Source organism: Vibrio sp. MOR3, from assembly GCF_001557775.1.
Lineage (GTDB): Bacteria > Pseudomonadota > Gammaproteobacteria > Enterobacterales > Vibrionaceae > Vibrio > Vibrio jasicida.
The window spans coordinates 851,453-863,462 of record NZ_LNRD01000001.1 but is presented as its reverse complement, the minus strand read 5'-3'; the positions used below and the strand labels follow the sequence as shown (position 1 = coordinate 863,462).

The following is a 12,010-nucleotide window of genomic DNA, read 5'->3' as shown; positions in this document are numbered from 1 at the left end:
AAATGCCGCTAAATTAGCGGCATATGACTTCTAGTTCTTTTCTTGAGATGGAAGCTTCATATCAATAAGAATGTGATATATCGCAACACGTTTTGGTCCACGATTTCGATACTCTAAAGCTGTCACTAAGTGTTTAGTAGTTGCTTCAGAAAGGATTTCCAATGTGTGATCATCTGGACGGTCGAAATCATAGTAATCTTTAGCTTCAACGTGCTTGATATAATCGTCAACAGAGGAACTAAAATCATTCTTAAAGTAGCAGTACGATACAAGAAACATGGGTGACAAACCTATCAGGTCATACTTATTGAGTTTGTCATAATGAGAGTCAATTGTTGAAGTAGAAACAGAGTTAAGGTTTAACCCTTCAAACAATGCCAGTTGTTCATTTGTTTGATCCATAATCACACCGTCAGCAGAGCCTGAAGTTTTAGGTGTTTTGGTATCGTCCTTTGGACTAGACTCCCCAATGAACTTCTGCTCATCTATTGAAATACCGAAACGGTTCAATCTGGCATTGAAGATAGATACAATCCAAGAATTGATAAGGTTTTCGTCATTTCTTTCTATCTCAACTTCTAAATTTTTTACTCTTGACCGAATAACTTTTGCACAAGCCAATATTTCTTCATATAGAAATTTATCTTTATCTAACTTTGTCGTTGGAAGAATTTCTGATAAATCATTAACTGGTGCAACACGGATTTCATTAAAAATTGTTCTCAATTCATCATTATCCTTTCGTCCAATCATAAACTGATACTTAAGCTTCTCATTCATTGATTCATCAAACCTATTTAGAATTGACTTATCAATATTTTCCACCTCTTTATTGAACTCTTCATCTAGAGCGTCTAGCCCGTGATAAAGTTTATAGTTATCAACAAACTGTTTAGCTTTGTTATCATTCCCATTTTTTTGAAGAGAACGACAGTAAGTAAGTGCAATAGGTTTGTATGATTTTTCGACAACATCTAATGGTTCACACAATTGTTCTACTTTTGTATATTGTTCTGACAGAAATATTGCTGATAAGTAATCAGCTTTGTTGCCAAGCGAGAGCTTTTCAAAGTTGAAATCAACAATAGAGTCCTCATAATCCTTGATTACTAATTTAAACTCTTCACTGGTTGAAGATTTTGACTCTAACCACTTGATATTAGTTATGAAATGGAGATGAGGGAAAATTGTATTAGGATGCGATTTTTTCAAATATTCAAAAATTTTCGTTGCTCTTTCGGGATCTTGACTAAAAGTTATCAGCCCTAGAATATAGCTTTTAAATAATTTTGCCTCTTTCTCCCACGATTTGGTCTTATGGTAATTTTTTATGTCTGAGTTTGGTTCAGGATATTCAGTATCATTTACTGATTTTTCTTTTTCATCAGGTAACAATTCTGAGTTTAAAATAGTAACCAATGCAAGCTTATACTCTAAAACATTCCATTGAAACATCATCACTCTAACTTCGATTTTATCTTTCCAATGGTGGAATTCAAAAAAATGGTGCGCCTGAGATAGCGCAAGTTTTGCTAAGTCAAGATTGTTGGTCATTATTGCTGAGTTATATGATGATTCAATATTAGTAATACTTGTCTCTCCAGACTCACTATAGTTTTTACTATTTATTAGGTTTTGTATATACTTCTTCCTACTTTCAGATTGAGCGTTCTCTAAAAGAGTAAGCATAGACGACAACGGAGCTATATTAGAAATATTATCTAGTAACCGTTCAAAATCAGCATCTCGGTAATAATGAAAGTTCTTCGAAATAGCAACTAACAGGCAATACTCTTCTTTAAATGTACTCTTGTACTTATCATAAACTAGAGGATAACTGACATCCTCACTTTCAAACCCAAACTCAGCAACCAAATAGATAATATTTGAAATAATTACATTCCTTGAACCACTTTGAACTTTCACAAGATTATTAAGGATTTGCAAATAGTTAGAAACGCTATTTGCAAACTGAATCTTGTTTTCAACATTATCATCGCTTAATTTGTTGTGTAATTCTATTTTTTTAGGTTGTATTTTCAGAAAGCCATTGCAGAATTGTTCAGATAGATGTTCCCATGGTAAGGTATCGTAAAAAAGGTCCTTATCAAAGGAGTACCCATTAGTATTTGAACTTTTCCAAAAGTATTCTCTATATCTATTTAGAATTAAATCGTTCAATTTAACGTAAATTTTAGCATCATCGTCGTATAGTTTATTTTGTAAAACGCCTTTCAACAAATTAAAAATTAGATACAATTCTGATTGATTTTTCATTAAATTAGTTGAAATATTGCTCAAGTATTCAATGCAATATTTGATTACCTCTGAGGTATCCGAGGAGCTTAGGCGATTAAAGATCTCCTCAAAAAGATCATGGTCTATATTGTATATCTTATGCTCTTTTATGTGTAAATCTTTAATCAAATCACATAAGAAAATAGCCAATTTATTTCTTGTATCATTATTTAATGTTGTAGCAACACAAGACTCCGCAACTAACGTTATGATATGGCGAATGATTATAACATCACTCTCAATATGTAGCCTGTACTTGTTGCTTATCTTACTTTTGACTAGACCATATCCATACTCAAAGAAATCTGGACTAGAAAGTAGATATAAAGCATAGGCATTATTTATGGAATGTAATTCATATAACAAGAAGAACTTTAACAATGGATAGTCATTTATATTTAGTAGAAGTTCATTTAACAAATCATCAATATACACACCTGAGTAATTCACTTGTACTTTGTTTGAAGCTAGTTGTATTATGGCATTGTGACTTATACTACTTATGAATTTGTAGTAATAGGAATTAGCCCGCATTGGCAAAACATCTTTTTCTAGCTCATAGCTTCTACTTTGTATTGAATCATAGTAGTTGACAAGTTCAAGCAAAGTTAGCTTTTTTGGCTCTTCTTCGTTGTTCTTTGTTTTAAAGAGATTATCAATAAACTTTCTTTTTGTTTCTTCTAGAGTAAGAAATTCTGAAATTGAGCATTTAAGTAAAAATGAGTTTGATATACTTTCTTTTGTTAAAATTTCTAATTTATCAGAATCATCTCTATCATATAACTCTATTTGGGGAAACTTTATTAAATCACGAAAAATTGCATTTAGTGAGAAAAAATGTTCTATTTCTTTTTTAGTGCATTCTGATTTCAAGAAAAGTTTCCAAAAGTATTGATTAAGTAGTTGTTCTTCGTCCCATCCGTGGCCTTGAACATCTACAATGAAATACTCTCCGACTGTAGTCAAGTTAACTTTATGTTCGGTAAATTTGTACCCCTCTTCACCAACGATCTCATAAAGTTCACTTCTTTTTATCTTTAATTTGAGTGATTCTAAATTCGAATGTTCTGAATCACCTGTAAGTATCTGTTTAATGTGTTCTAAAAACCGTAGCACTGGTACTATCGAATCGTCTACTACTGAAAAGTCAGGTAGGCTTCTAGTAGTTAGGTTAAGCCAGTCATTTTCAAAAAATATCAAACCCAACTTTTCTAGCACTTCAAATTCAAACTCAGTCTCAGCGATTGAAACATAAACTCCTTGCTCATCTGCCCACTTCTGTTTCCCAGAATGAAGGTCACTTATGAGTTTGCGATTCAAAGGGCTACCGTTCAGCTCTAGCTTCCACAAAATTTCTGCTAGATATTCAGCTTCTTGGTGTTTTCGGTAGTTCAACGATTCACGTTGTGGTTGTCGGTAATCAGAAGACGGAATAAGCAGCTCATTAATCTCACTGAGCCGTAAAGGTAGCTTTTGATAAATCACAAATGATGCCTTTTGAAAGTGAAGAAACTATACCTAAACTATGATACTTCTAGTGAATCTTTATGTCATTGATTATCATTGTTTTTTGTAGACTACTTATCTGGCTTTCGATAGGTTTTGACAATTTTTACTACGTCAACAATTAAATATTACGTAAATTGCATATTTTTCTGTTCTAAAATCTGTTTGAATATGGCTATGTATCTGATCTTGTGGGAGTTTGGCTATGCTATCTAGCACTCAAAGAATGGGAATTCGTTTTTGCCTTAATGACAATGGTGTTTTGATAGACTCAAAGGAAAGTAATGACTTAACAGGTCATTGTCGTGTATGCGGTAAGAGCGTCCAACGTGAGAAGAGTTTTCAACTATTTCAACATTCAGATAAACAATGTGATCACCTAGTTCTAACCGAAATCTGTGAACGTTTAACCTACTTAATTTCAGACCAAAAGCGATTAGCAATTCCTATTGATTACTCTTGCACAAACAGTATTAGTGTAGATGTAACACACTGCTCCCTATTAATCGACACTGATACCAGACCTCTAATCGAGCTAACACTACAAGATAATCAAGCGATCTATCTTACAATAGCTTTAGAAGACTCCGAAGTTAACCAAAACCAGATTCAAGATCTCAGAAAACGGTTCGAGAGTGTGATTGAACTTAATCTTGGTGGCCTTACTGTTCCATCAACCGACTTTACTTCTTACCTTAAAGATAAAGTCCTAGATGACCAACTTCACAAACGTTGTACTTGGCTTTCTTTCAACCCTCTTCATCCACTCACCAAAAATATCGCCTCTATTGAGCAATCCTCGATTGAGAGCGAACAACAACGAGCTTTAAGTGAACTTGAACAGGTAAATGAAAGAATCAAAGTTGCCAACCATACACTGGAACAAATAACTCGTGACATTGTAACAACACAGACAACCTTAACCCATTATCAAAACCAGAAACACAAGTATGACTTAAGTAAAAACATACATGATTTGAAAAGGCAAGAAAGTGAACTATTTACAAAGATTTCGGCACTTAAACGGCAAAGAAGCGAATTATTGAGTGGTAACACAACATCGAGACTCAACGATAAAGTTGAAGAGTTGCGTACTGCCTATTCTTCAGGAAAGCGTCATATCGAACAGCAAGAGTTTGAGAAAAAAAGCTTAGAGAGACAGATTGAACGTCTAACGATCCAAAAATCCAAGTTTGATGAAGAAATTGCCAATGCCAAATGGTTAAGGCGTGTACTTGAAAAGTTTGAATGTAGCTTTGGTGATTTAGAGCAAGAACTAATTCAAATTGTCGAGCTATCTGAGTCTTATGACCAATATCAGAACAAGTCCAGATTAGCACAGAATAAACTCAACGAACTTGAGGCTAATGTAAAGAAAAAGCAAGAAGAGCTTGATGAAGTAAAGAAAGGGGTTGAGTTTTACAAAGCTCAAAAATTTAAGTTATTCAAAGAGAATCAGGGACTTAAAAAGCTCGTTGAAAGTGGTGATGTGTGATGGCTACAATTTTTAAAAAACGCTTGATAACTGAGATTTACGACCCTCAGACTCACGATATTATTTTGGTTTCTGACCAACTTGATTCAATAGAAGAAGGTGAATTTTTCAAGAAAAGAAGCCTTATTGAAGACGGCTTACGAACTTACTTGTGTGCGGTCTGTTTTCAGCCTGTCGTACTCCGTTCAAACCAAGCCCGCACAATTGATCACTATAAGCATAAACACCAAAACGCAGAGTGTCCTCTACAAGAGAAAGATTCAGTGCTAAAGCAAGAGCAAATCCTTGCTATGAAATTCAATGGACAAAAAGAGGGAAAGGCTCATAGAGAATTTAAAGAGTTCATTCACGAAGCTATTGAAAATGATCGACTACAGAGATTCACTGAATGTGAAATAGAGGCAACGTTCAGAGACTCTACTGATGATCCAACGCAGATAATGAGTAAAGAGTGGCGTATACCTGACGTATCTTCTTACTATAACGATGAGGGACAAACAAAACGTGTCGTGTTTGAATTGCAAATGAGTACAACGTTTATCAGTGTCATTGCCGCTCGTGAGCACTTCTATCAACGAAACAACACTTTTGTTGTATGGGTACTATTAGATTTTGATGGAAAACGCTTCACCGACTTGGATATTGCCTACCGAAATCGAGCCAACGTTTTTGTACTAAGCCGTGAAGCAAAAGAAAAGACTCAAGAAACTGGTGAGTTATGGTTTGATGTTCATTGGAGAGAGCCATTCATCGAGGGTCAAGAGCTTAACTATGAATGGAAAAACGAACTTCTTCCATTTTCTAAACTCACATTCCACGACTACTACCTTAAAGCCTATTACAAAGATGTTGAAATAATGGAGGGAGAACTGAAATCTCAGTTAACAATCACTAAGCGAAAAGATAACCCTAACCTTTGCAATAGTTGTAAAACTTCAACACCAACTCTGGTGTTAAATAACAAAAAAAGGTGTGGTGTATGCTTATCTATCAAATAAATCGATAGGCTTTTAACCAGAGTGATTCATAGAGATATTTTTTGAGCTTGGTAAGAGAGACTCGTGCCGTATACCCAACTGTTCAGATAAATACATCATTTATTCGAAAATATGCCCTGAAAGAAAATCCACCTCTTTTACGTCAGCACAATCATGCCGATGACATTCAATAAAATACAGCTCGTAAACATACCAAAAGAAACAAGTTAATGTAATCAATGGCTACGCCAAACAGTTTTTTTAATTGTGTCTTTAGGTACAACTTTTTGCATTTAAAGATATCAAGATCGGTCATCTTCAAGATGAGGTCGTTACCGGTGTGACTTGTCATATTGCCTCTATTGAAGCAAACCTAAGCTTGTCTGATCCAAGTGACAGCTCCATCTCATGTCGTCAAACAGGCGATATCACACCAGAGATGATTGCAAAAATTGACAAGAGCAAATCGGGTGAGGTGGTCTTTAAAAAGTCAAAGAGTATCTTCTTCAAAACCATGAAAGTACGTCGTATCTACGATCCAGAAAACCAAACATTGCTTTACTTGTCTTACACGACCAAAGAAACAGAAGGCAGCTTCAAACACAGCCTGTCTACTGTCCCTCTTTATGGAACAAAAGCGTATGTAGAACCGACGGTAAATCCGACAAATTAAGTCTAAATTGTTTGTAAAAACAGCAGCCCGTTGAATTTTTCAGCGGGCAAATTTCTTTGCAATAAAACGGAACGATTTTCAAAATTTTGTGATACAATCCCGCCTCTTTTTTTCTCACTCAAGAACAAGCATGAAGTTTCCTGGTCAGCGAAAATCTAAACACTACTTCCCAACTCACGCTCGAGATCCATTAGTAAACCAAATTCGACAAGCACCTAAATTGTACCGTCCAACGGTTGTCGGTGTTGGTCAAACCATCGTAGATATCGAAGCGCGTGTAGATGATGCGTTTTTAGAAAAATATAACCTAAGTAAAGGTCACTCTCTCGTTCTTGAAGAGAGTAAAGCTGATGCACTGTACGAAGAGCTCGTTGAACAAGGCCTGATTACGCACCAATACCCTGGTGACACAATCGGCAACACGCTTCACAACTACTCGGTACTTGCAGACAGTAAATCCGTACTTCTTGGTGTGATGTCTAAAAACATCCAAGTAGGTTCATTCGCATACCGCTACTTATGCCGTACCTCTTCTCGTATGAACTTGAACCACCTACAAACCGTAGATGGTCCGATTGGTCGCTGTTACACACTGATCACTCAAGATGGTGAACGTACGTTCGCAATCAATGAAGGTCATATGAACAAGCTCTCTCCAGAGAGCATCCCGGAAGAAGTATTTACCAAAGCTTCTGCTCTCGTGGTTTCTTCTTACCTAATGCGTGGTAAAGAAGAAGACCAGATGCCGCAAGCCGTTCAACGCGCTATCGAGTTTGCAAAGAAACACGAAGTCCCTGTGGTACTGACTTTAGGCACTAAATACGTTATCGAAGGTAATGCTAAATGGTGGCAAGAGTACATTCGCGAGAACGTATCAGTTGTCGCAATGAATGAAGAAGAAGGAGCAGCGTTAACAGGTGAGAATGATCCGCTTGCTGCTGCAAACAAAGCTCTGGAATGGGTGGACCTTGTTCTTTGCACTGCTGGTCCTGATGGCCTTTACATGGCTGGCTACACGGATGAAAAAGTGAAGCGTGAAACCACTCACGATATTCTTGAAGGCTCAATTGAAGACTTCAACAAGTTTGAGTTTAGCCGTGCAATGCGTAAAGACGACTGCCAGAATCCAATGAAAGTGTACTCTCACATTGGTCCATACCTTGGCGGCCCGCTTGAGATTAAAAACACGAATGGAGCTGGCGACGCTGCGCTCTCTGCACTGTTGCACGACATGGCAGCTAACTCATTCCACAATAAAGAAGTGCCAAACTCAGAGAAACATGAAGTACGTTGCTTAACCTACTCTTCTCTGTCGCAAATTTGTAAATACGCAAACCGCGTAAGCTACGAAGTACTGACACAACACTCACCTCGTCTATCACGTGCGCTACCAGAACGCGAAGATAGTCTAGAAGAGACCTACTGGGATCGATAAGAACCAAGTACTTAGAGCAATAAATATGCGAAGGTCACCATTTGGTGGCCTTTTTGTTTTGATCTAGCGCAGTAATTAGTGGTTTTTGTTATGATGTAGCACGCTAAGGCGCACGAACTGCTTTACACCTTATTTTTTACCAGTATTATTCTCGCGCAAACGTTTGCGCAACAACAAGGCCGCAGCTCAGATGGCTAATGTTGCTCGCTACGTGTTAGCCATTTTTTTGGAGTATCCATGCAGTCTGATATTGAAATTTGCCGAAACACACCGTTATCTTCCATCGCTACCGTTGCCGCAAACGCAGGCCTTTTACCGCACGAATTTGATACACACGGAAAATATAAAGCCAAAGTTTACCCCCAGTGCCTTCAACGCCTTCATACAAATCAAGACGGTAAATTGGTATTGGTTACTGCAATCACGCCCACCCCTCTTGGTGAAGGTAAAACCGTTACCACTATTGGTTTATCACAAGGCCTTTCCAAGATTAACCAATCGGTCATGGCATGCATTCGCCAACCTTCAATGGGGCCAGTCTTTGGAGTCAAAGGTGGTGCAGCTGGCGGTGGTTACTCTCAAGTCGCCCCTATGGACGAACTAAATCTTCATCTCACAGGCGATATTCATGCTGTTACCGCAGCACACAACCTTGCTTCTGCAGCATTGGATGCACGTCTTTACCATGAACAACGAGAAGGCTATGAGGCATTTGAAGCACGAACGGGTTTAACTGCGCTTAAAATCGACGTTGAGCGTATCACGTGGAAACGTGTTATGGACCATAACGATCGCGCACTGCGTATGGTGAAAATTGGTCTGAACGAAGAAGGTAAAACCATTAACGGCTTTGAGCGTGATGAAGGGTTTGATATCTCTGCCGCTTCCGAGCTGATGGCGATACTCGCGCTTGCAAAAGATTTAAACGACTTACGCCAGCGTATAGGTCGGATTGTTGTCGCTTACAACTTAGAAGGCAAACCGATTACGACGGAAGATCTACAAGTCGCAGGAGCTATGGCTGTCACACTAAAAGACACCATTGCCCCAACACTCATGCAAACGTTGGAAGGTGTACCTACGTTGATTCACGCAGGCCCTTTTGCCAACATAGCCCATGGCAACTCCTCTATCATTGCCGATCAAATTGCATTAAAACTTTCTAGTTACGTTGTCACTGAGGCGGGGTTTGGTTCTGATATGGGGTTCGAGAAAGCGTGCAATATTAAAGCTTCGGCAGCGAATCGAGCCCCGGACTGTGTGGTAATCGTAGCAACACTCCGGGGCCTAAAAGCCAATTCGGGTCATTATGATCTTCGCCCAGGTATGGCGATTCCGGATTCAATCTTTAACCCTGACCAAGCCGCATTAGAAGCAGGATTTGAAAACCTAAAATGGCATATTAACAATGTCCATAAATATGGTATTCCTGCGGTCGTCGCTATTAACCAATTCCCTCAAGATTCGTTAGAAGAACTTAGTGAGTTGAAATCATTGGTTAAACGTTTCAATCCGGATGTAAAAGTGGCCGTGAGCACGGCATTTGGCCAAGGGGGTGAAGGCACGATTGAGTTGGCGCAACATGTTGTTGAAGCCTGTGAGCAGCCCTCATCATTCCGTCCCCTTTACACGCCAGAACAGCCTCTAAAAGAAAAATTGATGGCAGTGTGTGAAGCGGGTTATGGGGCGTCAACTATCGACATGAGCGAGCAAGCGAAAAAACAATTAGCACACTTTGAAGCGCTCGGCTTTGATAACCTAGCGGTCTGTATTGCTAAGACACCATTGTCGATCACAACCGACTCTGCCATTAAAGGGGCACCAAATGGCTTTAGCGTACCAATTCGAGAACTGCGTTTGTGCGCAGGCGCTGGCTTTGTTTACGCGCTTTCAGGTAATGTTATGACCATGCCAGGCTTACCAGATAAACCAGCATTTATGAATTTGGACCTTGATGATCAAGGCAATATTATCGGCCTGTCTTAAGGTATGCGAATTTAAAAATAGAATGGGAGTGTTCAACACTCCTATTTTTCCATTTATTCCTCTTAACCCTCTTAATCCTCTGTTTTTAAATCGCTTTACAGTGTAAACCAACACCAAGGTCCTACTTCCACACCTCCCTTTCACCAATATAGTGCACGGTATATTCCTTAACTCCCTAATATAGTGCAACCAACCTTCCATTTTGCTCAAAGCGCATTGATTCTATTAGAAAAATTCTGTGGCTCGAATCTTGTAATGCGTTATGTAGCATTACATAACGTCAAATATAAGCACGCGAGCAGTTGGCTAACTCCTCAGGCTTATCGCTGCTTCAGGACACGAAGAACAAGGGAAAGGGAATATTATGCAAGATGCACTCGCCGTAATTTTAGCTGGAGGAATGGGTTCTCGACTCAGTCCATTGACCGATGATAGGGCAAAACCTGCGGTCCCCTTTGGAGGAAAATACCGAATCATCGACTTTACGCTAACTAATTGTCTTCATTCAGGTTTAAGAAAGATATTAGTTCTCACTCAATACAAATCCCATTCATTACAAAAACACTTAAGAGATGGATGGTCCGTTTTTAATCCCGAACTTGGTGAGTACATTACCGCTGTCCCACCCCAAATGCGCAAAGGTGGTGCATGGTACGAAGGCACTGCGGACGCTATTTACCACAACATGTGGCTTCTCGACCGAAATGATGCCAAGTACGTTGTCGTTCTATCCGGTGACCATATCTATCGAATGGACTACGCGGCAATGCTCGAAGAGCATAAATCGAACGGAGCAAAACTAACTGTAGCTTGTATGGATGTTCCTGTAGAAGAAGCAACCGCTTTTGGTGTGATGGGAACAAATGCAAGTGGTTTGGTGCAGTCTTTCATCGAGAAACCAGAAAGCCCACCTACTCTGCCTGATGATCCGACACAGAGTCTCGCATCGATGGGAATTTACATCTTCAATATGGATGTATTGCAAGACGCTCTCGAACAAGACTCGCAACTCGAAGAGTCGAGCCACGATTTTGGTAAAGATATCATTCCTAAGCTCATTGATACCGAGTCGGTTTACGCATACAAATTTTGTGGCAGCAAAGGCCGGGTTGACAAAGACTGCTATTGGCGCGATGTGGGTACGATTGACTCTTTCTATGAAGCAAATATGGATTTGTTAGAACCCGTTCCACCGATGAACTTGTACCAACCCAATTGGGCCATTCGAACCTATGAAGCTCAATTTCCACCAGCACGAACCGTTTCTTCTGCTACTGGCAATGAGGGTATTTTCATTAACTCCATCATTGCAAACGGCGTAATCAACTCAGGCGGTTCAGTTCAGCACTCGGTTATTGCATCGAATGTGCGTATCCATGATAGCGCGACCGTAGTCGACAGTATTATCTTTGACGATGTCGAAGTTGGTGAAGGTTGTCAGCTGGTAAGTTGTATCATCGATAAACATGTTTGCATCCCACCACACACTCAAATCGGTATGAACAAGATCGAGGATGCAAAGCGATTCCACGTATCGGAAAAAGGCATCGTGGTTATCCCTGAGGGGTATGAATTCTAACTGACTCGCCATTGGTAACACTATTTATCTCCCATAATAAAAAGCGCGCGATTTACATCGC

Annotated in this window: 6 protein-coding genes and 1 pseudogene; 6 read left to right on the top strand and 1 reads right to left on the bottom strand. The window is 39.1% G+C overall.

Going from position 1 to position 12,010, the window contains the following annotated elements; translation table 11 throughout:
• Nucleotides 1-30: 30 nt before the first annotated feature.
• Entirely contained in the window at nucleotides 31-3,783 is a 3,753-nt protein-coding gene (locus tag ATB76_RS03835) for a hypothetical protein (protein WP_061034676.1), read from the bottom strand.
• A gap of 226 nt (nucleotides 3,784-4,009) precedes the next feature.
• On the opposite strand from ATB76_RS03835, the gene ATB76_RS03830 reads away from it, so the two are divergent.
• From ATB76_RS03830 to glgC, 6 genes and pseudogenes are all read left to right on the top strand, one after another.
• Nucleotides 4,010-5,299, top strand: coding sequence for a hypothetical protein (locus ATB76_RS03830; RefSeq protein WP_061034675.1), 1,290 nt, complete (start codon nucleotides 4,010-4,012; stop codon nucleotides 5,297-5,299).
• On the top strand, nucleotides 5,299-6,297 hold the full coding sequence (locus ATB76_RS03825; protein WP_061034674.1) for a DUF6035 family protein: 999 nt from the start codon (nucleotides 5,299-5,301) through the stop codon (nucleotides 6,295-6,297). The genes ATB76_RS03830 and ATB76_RS03825 overlap by 1 nt, the downstream gene beginning before the upstream one ends.
• 274 nt (nucleotides 6,298-6,571) lie before the next feature.
• Nucleotides 6,572-6,949: pseudogene (locus ATB76_RS03820) on the top strand (CreA family protein); the annotation flags it as partial.
• A 130-nt stretch (nucleotides 6,950-7,079) separates the two neighbouring features.
• On the top strand, nucleotides 7,080-8,384 hold the full coding sequence (locus tag ATB76_RS03815) for an inosine/guanosine kinase (protein ID WP_038870810.1): 1,305 nt from the start codon (nucleotides 7,080-7,082) through the stop codon (nucleotides 8,382-8,384).
• Nucleotides 8,385-8,621: 237 nt separating this feature from the next.
• Nucleotides 8,622-10,370, top strand: coding sequence for a formate--tetrahydrofolate ligase (locus ATB76_RS03810; RefSeq protein WP_038870812.1), 1,749 nt, complete (start codon nucleotides 8,622-8,624; stop codon nucleotides 10,368-10,370).
• Nucleotides 10,371-10,692: 322 nt separating this feature from the next.
• Nucleotides 10,693-11,949 (top strand): glucose-1-phosphate adenylyltransferase, encoded by a 1,257-nt coding sequence (gene glgC, locus ATB76_RS03805; RefSeq protein WP_104025919.1) that lies wholly within the window; start codon nucleotides 10,693-10,695, stop codon nucleotides 11,947-11,949.
• Nucleotides 11,950-12,010: the final 61 nt, after the last annotated feature.

Excerpts from the sequence above, each read along its gene's own strand:
- ATB76_RS03815 (WP_038870810.1), top strand. The coding sequence starts at position 7,080 with ATGAAGTTTCCTGGTCAGCGAAAATCTAAACACTACTTCCCAACTCAC.
- ATB76_RS03810 (WP_038870812.1), top strand. The coding sequence starts at position 8,622 with ATGCAGTCTGATATTGAAATTTGCCGAAACACACCGTTATCTTCCATC.
- ATB76_RS03825 (WP_061034674.1), top strand. The coding sequence starts at position 5,299 with ATGGCTACAATTTTTAAAAAACGCTTGATAACTGAGATTTACGACCCT.
- ATB76_RS03830 (WP_061034675.1), top strand. The coding sequence starts at position 4,010 with ATGCTATCTAGCACTCAAAGAATGGGAATTCGTTTTTGCCTTAATGAC.